At 35.5% G+C, this 16607-nt stretch carries 10 protein-coding genes; 9 read left to right on the top strand and 1 reads right to left on the bottom strand.

Features of this window, described 5'->3' with window-relative positions:
* Positions 1-106 precede the first annotated feature (106 nt).
* The 9 genes from IPK14_08010 to IPK14_07970 all read left to right on the top strand — a co-directional run bounded on the left by IPK14_08010 (position 107) and on the right by IPK14_07970 (position 15170).
* A complete protein-coding gene (locus tag IPK14_08010) occupies positions 107-2716 on the top strand; it encodes a hypothetical protein (protein ID MBK7993361.1) in 2610 nt (869 codons plus the stop codon).
* On the top strand, positions 2709-3212 hold the full coding sequence (locus tag IPK14_08005) for a type II secretion system protein (protein ID MBK7993360.1): 504 nt from the start codon (positions 2709-2711) through the stop codon (positions 3210-3212). Before IPK14_08010 ends, IPK14_08005 begins: the two co-directional genes overlap by 8 nt.
* A gap of 5 nt (positions 3213-3217) precedes the next feature.
* Positions 3218-3637 (top strand): prepilin-type N-terminal cleavage/methylation domain-containing protein, encoded by a 420-nt coding sequence (locus IPK14_08000; GenBank protein MBK7993359.1) that lies wholly within the window; start codon positions 3218-3220, stop codon positions 3635-3637.
* Positions 3638-3703: 66 nt separating this feature from the next.
* Complete coding sequence (locus IPK14_07995; protein MBK7993358.1) at positions 3704-4642, top strand: hypothetical protein; 939 nt, start codon at positions 3704-3706, stop codon at positions 4640-4642.
* Positions 4643-4865: 223 nt separating this feature from the next.
* Complete coding sequence (locus IPK14_07990; GenBank protein ID MBK7993357.1) at positions 4866-7535, top strand: glucosidase; 2670 nt, start codon at positions 4866-4868, stop codon at positions 7533-7535.
* A gap of 177 nt (positions 7536-7712) precedes the next feature.
* The gene (locus tag IPK14_07985) at positions 7713-8255 is read left to right on the top strand and encodes a WGR domain-containing protein (GenBank protein ID MBK7993356.1); all 543 of its coding nucleotides are present in this window, start codon (positions 7713-7715) and stop codon (positions 8253-8255) included.
* Entirely contained in the window at positions 8210-10876 is a 2667-nt protein-coding gene (locus IPK14_07980; GenBank protein ID MBK7993355.1) for a hypothetical protein, read from the top strand. The genes IPK14_07985 and IPK14_07980 overlap by 46 nt, the downstream gene beginning before the upstream one ends.
* Entirely contained in the window at positions 10866-12509 is a 1644-nt protein-coding gene (locus tag IPK14_07975; GenBank protein MBK7993354.1) for an SWIM zinc finger family protein, read from the top strand. Before IPK14_07980 ends, IPK14_07975 begins: the two co-directional genes overlap by 11 nt.
* A gap of 1116 nt (positions 12510-13625) precedes the next feature.
* Positions 13626-15170: an RNA-directed DNA polymerase gene (locus tag IPK14_07970; GenBank protein MBK7993353.1), complete on the top strand. Its 1545-nt coding sequence runs from the start codon at positions 13626-13628 to the stop codon at positions 15168-15170.
* A gap of 29 nt (positions 15171-15199) precedes the next feature.
* Here the strand turns inward: IPK14_07970 and IPK14_07965 are convergent, their stop codons facing one another.
* Entirely contained in the window at positions 15200-16591 is a 1392-nt protein-coding gene (locus IPK14_07965; GenBank protein ID MBK7993352.1) for an MATE family efflux transporter, read from the bottom strand.
* Between the last annotated feature and the right edge of the window lie 16 nt (positions 16592-16607).

Raw genomic sequence — 16607 nt, 5'->3', positions numbered from 1 at the left:
AACTTTTACTGAAACGTGAAAAAAGTTAATCTTAAAAGTCAAATGCCTAGTTTATTTATTTTCAAATATATAGCCGCAGTAGTAATTAATACGGAGATTTATAAGCATGAAAAAATATTGGATTATCCAACGCATCATAGCAATAATACTAGTAATAGCCATAATAACACCATTAGCTTTAGCTGGTGGCGGCAACAAATACTTCAAAAAAGGTCGTAAGTTTGAAGCCGCTGAACAATGGGATTTAGCTGCCGAGCAATACGCACTAGCATTAAGTGAAGATCCTGGTAATCCAGAATATAAACTCCATCTCCTACGCTCACTCTCAAGAGCATCTCTTACTTTTATGGAACGAGGAAAAACCCTTGCTGAACAAGGTGACTATGAAGGTGCTTACCAAGCTTTCCGTCAAGCCTATAGCTATGATAACAGTAATGAAATGGCTCTAGCTAGAATGAAAAATATGTTAGAAAAATTAGGTATTAGCAATGATGGGCCTGATTCCTTTGGCAATGATGATTTGAAAAAAACCAGCCTTAGCAGTGATACAAATAATCAAAAAAATATTGCTTTATCAATTAGCAATTTCCGTCCACAAAACTTTAGCTTCCGAGATGCTCCTGCCTCAGTAGTTATTAATACTATAGCGAAACAATCTAATTTTAATGTGGTTTATGATGATCAAATTGTTAGACTTATAGAAAGTAAGAAAGTTAATTTTGACCTAGAAGGTGTAACAGCACCAAAAGCATTAGAAGTTTTCTTATCTACCCAACGTTATGCTTTTGCTCCAATAACTCGCCGAACTATTGTAATTTTCCAAGATGTAGCACTTAATAGACAAAAGTATGAGGATCTTTTAATCCGAACTTTTTATATAAAAAATGCTGTAGCAAAAGATATTGCCCAACCCTTACAACAAGCTCTTACTGTCCCTGGCACAGGGAAACCATTACAAATTATTCCTATTGATAAGTTAAATGCTTTAGTTGTTCGAGAGACAAAAGAAAATCTAGCTTTAATTGAAACTATGCTTGAAAGACTAGACAAAGCTCAATCTGAAGTTGTTATGGATGTAAATTTATATGAAGTAACTGATAACGCATTAGTACAAATAGGTAATCAATTGCTTTCTTCTACAGGAAATAGAAACGTTGGATTAGATAGCCTAGGTGGTATTGGACAAAATAGTATACGTCGTATTTCTCCTGGTGGCATTTTTGATTCAACTTTAGGAATTGCTCTTTCTGTACCAAACAGCACAATTAGTTTACTTCAAAGTAAATCTGTAGGTAAATTAGTAGCATCTACACAAATTCGTGCATTTGAAGGTGAAAACGCTTCTGTAAATATTGGTTCACGGGTTCCTATTCGTAGTGCAACCATTCCAACTGGTACAGTAGTAACAGGAGGTCAAGGTCAAGGTCAAAACCAAGGTCAAAACCAATTTAATTTTCCTGGCTCAATAGGTGGAGTTGAACAAATCACTTATGAAAATGTTGGTCTTAATATAAATATTTCAAAACCAACTGTACTTTATGATTATGTTCAAATGATGTTTGAAATAGAGTCTAGTAGCGTAGTGCCTGACCCAGACCCACAAAGAAGAAATAACCCGACTTTTACCCAAAGAAAAGTAAAAGGAACTACCCGTATTAAAGAAGGTGAAACCAGCATTGTAACTAGTGTAATGCGTTTAGATAAAAGTGAAGGAGCTTCTGGAATACCAATATTAAGTTTTATACCTATTGCTGGAAGGTTTTTTGCTACACCAAATAATAGTTCTATGTCTACTAATATTGTTGTTACTGTAACACCACACGTTTTACGTGCGCCAAATGTTAGTGACTCTGATTTGGCTATGTTAAGTGTAAATACCCTTACTTTAGAACAAATGGTAGCAACAGCAGATTTATTAGACCAACAAGACAAAGAAGCAAAACAAAATCCTCAAAGTAATCCCCAAAATAACCCTCAAAAGTCTGTTCCACCTCAAAGTAATCCACCTATTCAAGGTGTAAATCAAAGACCTGTTCAACCTGTTCAACCTTCAAATGTCACACGACCTATTAGCAATAATAATCAACCTTTACAAAATACTTCTCCAATACAAAACCCTCCTCCAGCACCAATAGATACTGGTTCAGAAGCCCCAGTAAACAATATAGATAAAACAAATAATTCAAATAATTCAAATAATGAGACAGAAAAAAATCAAGAAGCAACCTCTACATCTCCTGTAACAGTTATGGCACGTGTCCTTAATCCAGAGATTAAAGTAAATCAAACAGGCTTAATTGCTGTTGTACTAAGCTCTAGTAATGTTCCTATGCTAGAAGCTAATCTTGCACTACGTTTTAACCCTGCTGTAATAAAAGTAACTGCGGTTAGAGATGGTGGTGTAATGAGTATAGGAGCTATAGCAGAATTTAATTACTCAGATGGTGGAGATACAGTAATAGTTAATGCTCGTAGACCATCTGGAGCTGCTCCTGTACCCGCATTTGGACAATTAGCACTAATTTATTTTCAAGCTGTAGGAACTGGATCAGCAGACCTTAACTTAAGTGAAGCTCAACTAATAGGAGCTAACGGACAATCATTACTAGTTACTTTAGTTAATAGTAATGTTGAAGTAAAAGCTGATACACAACCAAACACAGGTGGTAACGATGCAACTACTGATGATGAGGATGAAGATGATGAAGATGAATAAAAGCATTTTCTCAAGATCACTGAAAAATCGCTCTGGTTTAAGTTTGCTAGAGCTAATTATTACACTAGCTATTTTGTCAATTTTAGTAGCAACCACTTTACCATTAGCTTATAACACTGTTCGCCGTAATCGGGAAATTGAACTACGACGCGCACTTAGAGAAATAAGAACAGCTATTGATATTTATAAGCGTTATAGTGACGCAACTTCTCCACCAGGACAGCTAGTTCCAATTCAAGATCGTACTGTCTCTGGTTTTCCTAAAACTTTAGAAATATTAGCAAAAGGTTTTACTCCTGCTAATCGAATTGATGATAAAAAACTTCGCTTTCTCCGTAAAATCCCTATTGACCCAATGACAGGTAGAACTGATTGGAAAGTAAAATCTTCCACTGATGACCCTGACTCATTTTCAACTAATGGAGAAGACGTTTTTGATGTTTATTCGCAAAGCGATGAAACTGGATTAAATGGGACTAAGTATAAAGATTGGTAAAAATTATGTGGCAATTAATAAACAATAAACTTAGACAAAAACTCAACCTTAAATCAGGCTTCACTTTACTAGAACTAGTAATAGTAATTAGTATTATACTGGTTTTAGCAGCATTAGTAGTCCCTATTTTCCAAACTACTATACGAAATGCTAAAGAAACAACCTTAAAAGATACCTTATTTAAGCTTAGAGACTCTGTTGATAAATACACTTTGGATAAAGAGGAAGCTCCTCAATCATTAGAAGATTTAGTTAAATTTAAGTATATCCGTGAAGTACCTATTGATCCGATTACCAATCAAAGGGATTGGCAAGTAGAAATGGAAGAAGAACCTATCAGCCGTTCAGGAAAAAGGGGAATCAAAAATGTCTATTCTGCTGCTGAAGGAACAGCTAGCAATGGTGTTAATTATAGTGATTTTTAGTAAATCATAATTTGAAAAAATCAGCATTTCCCTCAACCTATAGCAAACAGATTTAGAAAGGTTTTTATGGCAATCTTAACTTCTCTTTGGCAGTTTTTGACTTCTCCACGTCTGCCACAAGTAGCATTAGCATTTATTGATAATGAAGCTGTTTTACTTAATATAAAAAAGAGACGTGGAAATTTTTATGTTGAACATATAGCAACTGCGTTTTTGCCAAAAGCCCTACTGCGTCCTGATTTTAGTGCATCAAATATTTCTGAAGTTAATTCACTAGTAGATTTAATTCGTCAAGCTAGCAGTCGTGCTAAACTTTCCCGTCAAAGCCGTTGGTCTATTGCTTTACCAGAAGAAGTTGCACGTACAATGGTAGTTAAATTAGATACAAAGCCTCAAAACCAAGAAGAACTAGAAAAAATGCTAGCGTGGAAAGTCGAAAGAATTGTTGGTCTACCTATGTCACAATTAAGATTAGTTCATCAACAAATTCCTAATATCTCAATGACCTATTTAGTAACTGTTGTTGCAGAAACAGTAATGGCTGAATATGAAAAAGTATTCTCCCAATTAGGCTGGCAAACAGGTTTAATTATGCCTAGACATATTGGAGAAGCAACCTGGCTAATGAAAAGTAATTTAGCTGGAGATAAATTATTAGTTAGTCATAACAATTGGGGATTTACAGCTTTTGTTTTAAGAGAAGGTAGCCCTGTTATGATTCGCTCTAGAGAATGTGCAAGAGAAGATTTAGAAAGTGAACTCTTTCGTTTAGCTACTTACTATCAAGAAAAAATCATGTTGCCAGAAAATAATAATCTTAACCTTTTGATTATTGGCGATAATGAAAAAGTGGAATTAACTAGCAAAACTTTTGCCGATGCACTAAATCAAATAAATCTTAAGGTCTTACAACCATCAGAATTTGCAATAAATATCCCTGACAATAATTACCAATTTAACCAAATTGCAGCAGCAGCAGGACTTGCAACTTTAGCTTATAATTAAAGGAATTTTTACCATTTATTTTCCCTCTCTAGTTTTGAAGATTTTGATGATTAAATACTTTTTTACTTTGTTATAACTTTTTCTTTTACTACAAATTAAAAATTAATCTCCGCAAATTGCCTTATATACTTGCGATAAACTCTAGCCTACCTTATATTAGCCCATTGTGCGCAGAAATGTGCCTACCCAACTGGGAACTTCCAAAATAAGAGGCCAAACCACTATGTCAACAACTGCTGAACACAAAAGATTAAAAGAAAAACCTGAAGGCCATTCATCCTGGCGACGCTGGGGGCCATATGTTAGCGAACGGGCTTGGGGTACAGTTAGAGAAGACTATAGCCCTGATGGAAATGCATGGGAATATCTACCACATGATAAAGCTCGTAGCAAAGCTTATCGTTGGGGTGAAGATGGGCTAGCAGGTATTTGTGATCGTTATCAATTATTAGTTTTTGCTCTTGCCCTTTGGAATGAACAAGATTCTATATTAAAAGAACGTGCTTTTGGTCTTATACCTAGCGAAGGTAATCATGGAGAAGATGTTAAAGAATACTATTTTTATTTAGATAGTACCCCAACACATTCTTATATGAAATATCTTTATAAATATCCTCAAACTGCTTATCCCTATTGGGATTTAATTCAAGAAAACCGCCGCCGTGAAGGAAGAGGCGATGAATATGAGCTTTTAGATACAGGCATTTTTGATCAAAATAAATACTTTGATGTATATGTTGAATATGCTAAAGCAGGCCCGGAAGATATTTATATTCGTATTGAAGCCTTTAACCGTGCTGATGAGGATGCTCCATTACACATTTTGCCACATCTTTGGTTTCGTAATACCTGGGCATGGGGTGAACATTATGGCCCTGAACCAACTATTGAAGTTGGTCATTCAGGTAAAAATTTTTCTACAATTGTTGCTGATGACTCTTCAGCAGAAATGCTAAAAAACCTCCCCTTTGTTTATCGTTTAGGCCCTCGCTATCTATATGGTGAAACAGGCGCAGATCTACTTTTTACTGATAACGAAACCAACATGAAGCGCGTTTATGGCCCATATTCAAATACACAAAGAGAACATTTTAAAGATGCCTTCCACCAATATGTTATTGAAGATAATAAACAAGCCATCAATCCACATGATAAAGGAACAAAAAGCTGTTTTCATTATAAACTTAATATACCAGCTAAATCCTCTGTAGTGCTACGTTTACGGCTAAGTCCAGAAAAACTTGATGACCCATTAGCTAAATTTGATGAATTAGTTAATTTACGTAAAAAAGAAGCAGATGATTTTTACACTACTGTACATCCAAAAACTGCTTCTGAAGACGAAAAATTAGTTCAACGTCAAGCATTAGCAGGAATGCTTTGGACTAAACAAATCTATTTATTTGATATTCATCAATGGCTAGAAGGTGATAATCCTAAACATCGTCCTCCTGATTCCCGTTGGAAAATTCGTAACCACCATTGGATGCACTTAAATTCAATGAGAATTTTATCAATGCCTGATAAATGGGAATATCCTTGGTTTGCAGCCTGGGATCTAGCTTTCCATTGTATTGCCCTAGCCTTAGTTGATATAGAATTTGCTAAAGACCAGCTTTGGCTAATGCTTTTTGAACAATTTCAACATCCAAATGGTCAAATTCCTGCTTATGAATGGGAATTTTCTGACTTAAACCCACCTGTTTTAGCCTGGGCATGCTGGCGTGTTTATAACATGGAACGTGTAAGAACTGGTCAAGCTGACCGTGCTTTCCTAGAAAAATGCTTCCATAAACTTCTAATAAACTTTGCTTGGTGGATAAACAAAGTTGACGCTGAAGGAAATAACGTCTTTGAAGGTGGATTTCTTGGATTAGATAATATTACTGTACTTGACCGAAGCCAAAAAATGCCTGGAGGCGTAGTTTTAGAGCAATCTGATGCTACTGGCTGGATGGGTATGTACTGTCTAAACCTAATGCGTATTGCTTTAGAATTAGCTAAAGAAAATAACGTCTATGAAAGTCTAGCTACCAAATTCTTCCAGCACTATATTTATGTAGGTGCAGCTATGAAGAAAATGGGCGGTCGTAACTACTCATTATGGGATGAAAAAGATGGCTTTTTCTATGATGTACTACGTTATCCTGATGGCTCATTCCATAAATTTAGAGTTCGTTCACTTGTAGGTGTAATTCCTATTTATGCAGTAGAACGTTTAGAAGTTGATTGGATACAACCGTTTAAGGAATTTGACACAAATCTAGCTTGGTTCTTAGAAAATCGCCAAGATGTAGTCCAACGCTGTTGTTATACTGTTACTCGTGATGGAAAAGATGTTCATGTGCTAGCAATTGTCAATGAAGAACAACTTCGCGGACTACTACAACGCATCCTTGACCCAAATGAGTTCTTATCTGATTGGGGTATTCGTAGCCTCTCTAAAGTTCATGAAGAACATCCATTTGTTTTTGGTACTAGCGAAGTCCGTTACGAACCAGCAGAAGCAGATTGTAAAATAAAAGGTGGTAACTCTAACTGGCGTGGGCCAATTTGGTTCCCTACCTCATTTCTTTTAATTGAATCTTTACGCAAACTAGGCAAAGCCTATGGAACAGACTTCACTGTTAAAGGCCCTGATGGAACAGACTTTACTTTAGATAAAATGGCAGAAGAAATTGCTAACCGAATGATTAGAATGTTTACCAAAAATAAAGATGGTAAACGCCAAATTTATGGCAACATTTCTAAATTCCAAACAGATCCTCATTGGCAAGATAACTTACATTTTTATGAATATTTTCACGGTGATACCGGCTCTGGCCTAGGTGCCGCTCATCAAACTGGCTGGTCTGGTCTTATTGCCTCCCTTATAGATGAATGGAGAAAATAAAAATTTCTAAATCCAGGTAATTAATAATTACCTGGATTTTATAGAAAAAATTTTATTGACTCTTCGCTTATGTTTCGCTATACTTTGCCCTGTCTTGGTGATATAACTTTCGCTCAAAAAAATTATTAACAAAAACCTGGTTTAACTAAAAAGCCCTAGAAAGTTGAGCTATTAGGCATGAAATTAATCAGACAAACTACTCTTTATTATCGTGAAGGCAGTTCTGACAAAGTTTATGAAGTTGATCTTTGTGAAGTAAGCCCCGGTCGTTATTTGGTTAATTTCCGTTATGGCCGACGTGGTACTAACTTAAAAGAAGGCTCTAAAACTACTAGTGCCGTAGCATTAACCCAAGCTCAAAGGCTTTTTGCAGAATTAGTTAGTGAAAAAGTTAAAAAAGGTTATTCAGAACAAACACCCACAACTTCTGTTACACCTCCACAACCAATCCCTAAAGTAAAAATAGATAATACCCCTAGTTCTTCAGATCCTCGCAACCAAAAGATTTTAGACCACTTAAGCAACTTTCTTTCTTCTCGTTCAAATAAAACTAAGCATAAATGGCCCATTGAACGAGTAATTTGGAGAGCAGGAGAACTAAAAATTCGTGAAGCTACTCCCCTACTTATAAATTTAATTAGCAATAGCAATAGCTTAAGAGATTATTGTATTGCTTGGGCCTGGGCTGGTGTGCAGATGAGTCAGCCGTTTCTGCTCTAGGTCGTCTTTATGGTGACTCTCGAAATAGTGATTCTGTACGTCGTATTGCTGCTGAAGCTCTTCTTAAACTTTCTGATGAAGAAACACAAAAAGAGTTTCGTCAAGATATGATTGAGCGTCTCCCACTTGAACTTCGTGATAGTGCGCGAAATGGTTCAGCAGAAAAATTTACTCAACTACTTAAAAATTACTTAAAAAATGCTACTCCTGCACAATTTGAAATATTAGACACTATCTATTTAATTGATAATAAAAATGTTCGCCCCGCTTTATTAGAAATTTTACGAACTGCAACACTTAAACCCAATTATTTCAAACACTTCAGACACATCTTTAAGGCTGCTGAATATCGACTTGATGCAGAAGTCTTTGGACTTATTGCTTATCGTTTTGAAAAAGAAAAAGAAATGTTCCAAGCTAATTCTTATTCAAACACCTACTACATAACTATTGATGGTCGAGTTACTGCGGTAAACAAAAAAGCTCTAAAAACACCTGACTCACCTATTGCATATAGCAACCACACCCGTATGTATTTACGTAAGCGTGTTTGGCGTACATTAAGACGAATGGGTAATTTAAATAACTATGATTATGTAAAAATGGCTGTAGGTGTTTTACTTCCTTATACTGACCAAGACGCTCTACCTACTCGTCAAACTAGCTACTATAATTGGCAAACTCGTAACTATACATATACCAACTATGATAAGTATGCTAGTTATATATCATTTAATTATATTTTATATGGTAATAGCACTCGTTATGTTGTCTCTCCTGGACACAATAATTGGCGATGTCGGCCTACTTATAAACCCGCAGACCCAGCACCTAAAATCCGGGAAGAATCTTTTCCTAAACTTTGGGAAAATGTTCCTGTAGGCTTATTACATCTTTTAGTTGAAAGTAATTGTGAAGAAGTGCATAACTTTGCTACAAAAGCTATAGAATCCTGTTCAGAGTTTTGCGATGAATTAGATATAGAAGTATTAATGTTACTTCTAACTCGACCCTATCAAGTAACAGCAGAACTAGCTTTTAATATAGTAAAAGCTAGATATGACCGAAATAATCCTAATGGTCAGCTTCTTTTAGCTTTAGCTAACTCAAGCTTTGCTCCTGCTCGCTCTCAAGCCTACAGATGGATTGATGAATCTAGGCATCATTTTACTAAAGATATTAATTTTATTTTTTCACTGATTACTAGCCAACAAGTAGAAACTCGTAATTTTTCACGTAATTTCTTAAACTCTGTTATTTTTGCTGATTCTGTAGCAAAAGAGCTTATTTCACAAGTAATTGCTTATTTACTTTCCTTAAGAGTTGATACAAACAACTTAAATTTATCTATAGAAATTAAAGAGATTACAGACATTGTATCCAGCAAATTTACCTATGCACTAGCTTCTTTAGAGCTAAATATAATCTTAAAACTTCTAGATCATCCAATTCTTGAAATACAAGAATTTGGTGGAAAGATTTTACTTAACCATCAAATAAAATCTGTTTCTCTCCAAGAAGATATTATTTATTCTTTAATGAATTCTACTTATGAATCAATGAGGGCTATAGGCATAAACTTACTTGGTCAATTGCCTAATGAATCCTTATTAGCTAAAGAAAGTCTTTTATTATCACTTTGTACTCATACCTTGGCTGATATACGTTCTACAATCCGACCAATAATTGGCCGTTTAGCTAGTGCTAATAGAGAATTTGGACAAAAACTAGGTTTAACATTAATTGACAAACTATTAGTTGATGAACCTTTTGCTAAACTACATTCATATATTGTTAGTCTATTAAGCAGTGAGCTTAAGTTTATCTTACAAACTCTTGACTGGGAATTAACTTTAAAACTCACTAAATCAAAATCTCCTTCTGCCCAAGAAATGGCTGGTGTTCTCCTACAAGCTAATTCTCACTGGGCTAGCCATTACACTACAGATGATTTAGTTAAACTATCTAATAGCGAACTTCAAGCCGTAAGAGTCGCAGCCCAAGAGCTTTTTAAAAATTCTCTACCTCGTTTTTATAACGATCCAAATGAAATGGCTATTTCCATAAGATTTTTAGATTGTAAATGGGACGAAGAAAGAAAAACTTGGTTTAAGATATTTCAAGATTCCTTTACATCAGAACATCTTAGCCCAGTTATTTTAGTTAGTATTTGTGATAGTACACGCGAAGACGTACAAAAATTTGGTCGTGATTTAATTCTTAAGTATTTTTCCAGCGAATCAGGCCCAGAATACTTAATGAAATTAAGCGAGCATCCTTCCCACACCATGAAAATGTTTGTTACTAACTATTTAGAAGAATACGCCGCTAACAATGCAGATCGTCTAAAAGAACTAACACCTTATTTTATCAGCACTTTATCAGCCATTAATAAAGCTCGTATAGCCAAAGAACGTGTGCTTAATTTCTTAGCAAAAGAAGCTGAGAAAGATGTAAAAGCAGCAGAAGTTGTTGCAGAAATTCTTACTAGACAATCTGTAACTATGGCAATAAGAGATAAAGCCCATAGCATTGAGTCTATGCTCAAGATTCATAGTATCTACCCACAGATAGCTTTGCCAATACAAGTTAAAGCTTTGGAGGTTCGCCGTGGAATTTAATTACTCATACAAAGGTAGTTCAGCAGTAACTAGCCATTCTAGCCAAACTAAGATGTCTTTTTCTCCTGATACTAAACGCGAGCCTACTTTTTTTATTGGCGAACTACAAAAAAATATTGAATTTCGTGAAGCTATTAGTGCTTTACACAATGTTGTAGTTTCAGACTTACGCTTTAAGCCAAAAGATAAAACAGCTTATAAAGAATGGGCAGCAGAAAGAGATAAAATAGATGTCCAAATGCTAGCAGCCCAACGAACAGACTTAGTAGAACAAATTAAAGTTTTACAAACGGAACTAAATCAAATTTATCAACAACATACAGCCCGTCATGCCCAATTTAATCAAGCTAAACAACGCTTTTTTAACTATCTTTATGAAAAAGAACGGGATGTTTGGTTTGTTTTAGATCCAGTAATTACAGTCCATCCTGATGAAGTATTTTTTGAATGTTTTAGCCAAGATGAATCTACTTATGGTCGTCTAGGTACTAGTTATGAAGTCTTTAAAAATATTAGTGAGTTTTCCTGCGGTACAACTAATATTGATTATTCTGCGACGCTTTACAATGAATTTCAAAAAATCCGTAGCTATAAAAATACTCGATTTGAAGTAGAACCTTCAGGTTTTGAAGTAAAAACTCAAGGTGAAGAAGATTATAAAGAAGTAAAAATTGACTTGCCTGATAGTTGGGTTAGAGGCTTTCTACAAGTAAGCTCTGCAATGTCTTTACCAACTACCTCTTTTACTCTACATCCAATGGATGTTTACAATATTTGTTTTGTGCTGCGTCGCCATAAAGAAAACCTTGGCCCTCGTAGCCTGCGTTATATCCTTAAACCAGGTGAGCCTATAAAATTAGTTTTTGACCCTTGGGACATTGAAGTGGTTTGTCCTCGTTCTATTTACCAAGGTACAACAGCAACTACAATTCGGGTTTGGGGTAGACGTAGAATACTTATTTTAGAAAGACTTATACCTATTGCTAAAAGTTTTACTGTTCATCTACTTGGAACTGGACTTCCATCATTCTATGTTGCTGATCTAGGAGATATGTCATTTACTTTAGGTCTATCAGGTTGGACGGCTAACGATTGGTCAACAGCAGGAAATTTTGATTTAATGGCACCTCGTGCAGAGGTAGATAGTTTTACTAAACGCCGTATTTTTGATGCACTAAAAGAAAAATGGGTAGAAAAACCAGATGATCTTTCAAAACGCCTAGGCATAGACCGTAACATTATCTTAGGTGCTTTAAGTGCTTATACTCAAGCAGGACGAGCAATTTATGACCTAAATAAATCTGTTTATCGAGTTCGTGAGTTAAGCCGCGATCCTCTACCAATGGATAAGTTAAGATTTGCTAATGCTCGTGAAGAAAGCGCGACAAGTTTTCTTTCCCAAAATAATGTAAAAATTAATGTTGTAGAACAAGACGCAACAGGAACATTAAATATTTTAGGCAATGTCAAAGATAAGTCCAAAAATTACAATACAATGGTAGGCATTGATAAAGATGAACGGATTGCTAAAGCAACTTGTGAATGTTATTGGCACCAACAAAACAAGTTATTCAAAGGCCCTTGTGAGCATATCTTAGCTTTAAGAATGCAGCATAGCCGCCAAAAACGTTAAATCACCAGGCATTTATATTAAAATTATTTACTTAGATCTTTCTCAATTTTATAGCAGTTTAATTACTAAGTAGAAAGCAGAGCTTAGAATCTTGCAACCCGAATGGTGAATCGCCATTCTTGTACTTAGTCTAGTCACGCTTCACTAGTCTGCTCTTTACTTTTGCACTAGCTAATACCTATTACGTTTTTCGGTTTGTATTATGTAAATACAAAATCGTAATAGGTATTGCTAGTGCATCGAGTTGAGCAAGCCTAGTCTTTAGAATTTTACGAAGATATTCTGTTGATTATACCTAGTAATTAAACTGTTTTTCTCTAATTCAAAACTTAGTGCAAAAGTAAAGAACTTACCTTGCAACCCGAATGGTGGATCGCCATTCTTGTACTCAGTCTAGTCACGCTTCACTAGTCTGCTCTTTACTTTTGCCGGTGCTAACCACCGGCGGGTATTCCGGTTTGTGTTTCGTAAAGTGAATAACCCGCCGGTGGTTGCACCGGCATCGAGTTGAGCAAGCCTAGTCTTTAGAACTTTACGAAGGTTTTGCTTTTGCACTAAATTTTTGGGTTAACTAATTAGTTCTTTAAAATCTAAAATTTTGTGTAAAAGTAAAGAGCTTACCTTGCAACCCGAATGGTGGATCACCATTCTTGTATTTAGTCTAGTCACGCTTCACTAGTCTGCTCTTTACTTTTGCCGTAAATTGCCTGCGCTAGCACTTTCGGTGTGTGTTTGGAAAATAAAAATGCAAGCGCAGGCAATTACGGCATCGAGTTGAGCAAGCCTAGTCTTTAGAACTTTACGAAGGTTTTATTTTTACACAAAATTTTTAGATAAATATTTCCAAGTTTTAGTAGGTTTAATAGAGAATTTTCCCTTGCAATCTGAATAGTGGATCGCTATTCCTGTGTTTAGTCTAGTCATGCTTCACTAGTCTGCTCTTTACTTTTGCCGTATCAGCGTACAGCCAAGGCTTTCGGTTTGGATCTGAAAAATCAAAAACCTCGGCTGTACGCGATACGGCATCGAGTTGAGCAAGCCTAGTCTTTAGAACTTTACGAAGGTATCTATTAAACTAAAATTTCTTTTAATTCTGTTATTTGGAGATACCCTGTTATGTCTAACCAACGTCCAAGAACCCGCCAAGAACTTTATGAACGTATTCGTCAAACTTCCCGCGAAGAGTTTATCTTAGAAGAAATGATTCGCTTTGGCTTTTGGCCTGCACAAGGAGAAATACCACAAGATCCAGCCGACGAAATTCGCCGACGTGGGGAACTCCAACGCCAATTAGGAGAACTTAACTCACAAGAACGTAATCTTCGTAATGAAGAAAAAATGCTTAAAGAATTACGTAAGCGGCGGATGGAAGAATCTAAACGTAAACGTCAAGAAACCAAAGAACGACGAGAACGCCAACGTCAAGAACGCGCTAAAGCTTGGCAGGAAAAAAAGAAACAAGACATAACTTATTTAGGTGAAGGCGTTTCCGCAGGGTTAAATAACAAAGAAGTTAATTCCAGTAGACTTAATCAACATAATTTACTTTCGTATTCTAATGCTAGTGAAATAGCATCAGCAATGAATATTTCAATTAATGCTTTAAGGTTTCTAGCTTTTACACGTAAAACTAGCACTACTTCACATTATGTTCGCTTTAAGATTCCTAAAAAAACTGGTGGAGAAAGAATTATTTCTGCTCCAATGCCACGACTTAAAGCAGCACAAAACTGGATACTTCATAACATCTTAGAAAAAGTTACACTTCATGATGCAGCGCATGGATTTTGCCAAAAGCATTCCATTGTTACTAATGCTAAACATCATATAGGGGCTGAAGTTATTGTTAACATTGACTTAAAGGATTTTTTTCCTTCCATATCTTATAAAAGAATTAAAGGGCTTTTCTTATCTTTAGGTTATTCTGAAGCAGCAGCAACTATTTTTGGATTAATTTGTACAGAACCAATAGTTGAACAAGTAATTCTTGATGGAAAAACTTATTATGTTGCTACTTCTGAAAGACATCTTCCACAAGGTGCGCCCACTAGCCCAGCTTTAACCAATATTCTTTGCCGTCGTTTAGATAAACGTCTAAGCAAGATGGCTAGCAATTTAGGTTTTACTTATACTCGTTATGCAGATGATTTAACGTTTTCTGCTAAAAGTGAAGCTAGTCGTAATGTTTGCAATATTTTAGCTAAAACTGACAACATTGTTAAACATGAGGGTTTAACAATTAATAGTGAAAAAACTCGTGTACTGCGTAAAGGCCGACAACAAGAAGTAACAGGAATTGTTGTAAATAAACAACTTAGTATATCTAAAAAAACTCTTAAACGTTTCCGGGCAACTTTATTTCAAATAGAAAAAGATGGCCCAGATAACAAACATTGGGGACACTCCAAAGATGTAATTGCATCAATACAAGGATTTGCCAATTTTGTTTATATGGTTAGCCCTGAAAAAGGGCGACTCTTAAAAACTAAAGTTCGAGCTATCATTAAAAAATATAATTGGAAAGCTGCTCAAAGGAAAAGACTTCCTCTACCATTAACAACAGTTCCGCCTACTGTTCAAGAAATTCAAAAAGTACCTGAAACAGTAATAGAAAAACCTCAAGAGCAAAAAACTAATAAGAAATGGTGGAAACTATTTTAGGTTATTTAATTTAAACCATTTAATATTATCTACCCTAGAGCTAAGTTTTTAACTCTCTGTTGAAATCTAATTATAGTCAGCGAGGCTCTAAAGAAATGGCCTAGCAAAATTGCTGTCCAAATATCTGTAGGTTGTAGAACACGAAAGGATTTAATAAAAAAACAAAGTCCTAGAGGAATAATAACTTGTGAGACTAGAGAAATATAAAGCGGGCTGCGAGTGTCTCCTGTGCCTTGCAATCCTCCAGTGCAAGTTAAAGCTATTGTGATAAATATTCCAGAAAGACTTAAATAAGCAAGTAACTCTTTACCAATACTAATAACCAAAGGGTTTTCAATCCCAAACAAAGTAAGCATTTGAGTAGGAATTGCAACAAAAAGCAAGCCAATAATTAATGCTAAACTAAACCCTAAAAGACTAGTTGTAACAACTGTTTTCTTTACTCTATCAAATTTTTTTGCCCCTAAATTCTGCCCTGTAATAACGGCTGAGGCACTCATTAACCCTACCGATGTCCAGGTGATTAGGGAAAAAAGTTGGCTATATGCAACACTATATGCAGCTTGAGTTTCAGCACTGTTTTGCAACATACCAATAAATCTTAGAAGTATTACACCTCCGATATTCATTGCAATGCCCTGAAAACCTGCTGGAAGTCCTAAGCTAAAAATACTACGAATAATACTAAAATCAAAAGCTAGATCTTTAAGAGGTGGCAGGCGTAAAACTAGTTTTTTACTTAACAATAAATAAAGACCTATTAAAGTCATCACAGCAGCAGCAGAAGTAGTTCCAATAGCTGAACCTTTTGTTCCAAGTGCAGGTATTGGGCCAAAACCACGAATTAAAACAATATTAAAAATAATATTTAAGATTGTTAAAATTGCCCCTAATTTTAGCGGTGTTTTAGCATCACCTGCGGCCCGAAGTCCTCCACCCATCATAAAAAAGAAAAGTAGTCCAATATTAAAAAGAAACATTATTTGCAAATATGGCAAGCTTTCAGCTTTTACTAAACTTTCAGCTTTTACTAAATCTAGTAAATATGGCGCGGAAAAATAACCTAAAGGAGCAATAACCAAACAACCTATAATTAATGCTGTAATTAAAGCTTGGTAAAATATCTTGTTGACTTGCTCTTTATCACCAGCACCAACAGCTTGTGCAATTAAAACACTCATACCAATTGATAAACTACTCATAAAAACAACTATTACCAAAAAAATCTGCCAACCAACTCCAATAGCAGCATTACCTTGATAGCCTACATAATGACCAACCAAAGTATGATCTATAAGCCCTTGTAGCCCAGCAATCATATTTTGCATTATCGTGGGCCAAGCCATTTTCCAAACAGCTTTTGGGATTGAGCCTTCAATTATCGTTTTATCAAATTTTTGTTCTTTTTTATCATTTTGCATGGAAATTAATGGGAAA

It is taken from the genome of Blastocatellia bacterium (assembly GCA_016713405.1).
In the GTDB taxonomy this organism is placed as follows: domain Bacteria; phylum Acidobacteriota; class Blastocatellia; order Chloracidobacteriales; family JADJPF01; genus JADJPF01.
Note: the sequence above shows the minus strand (reverse complement) of the source record. Positions and strands in the feature narration are given on the sequence as shown.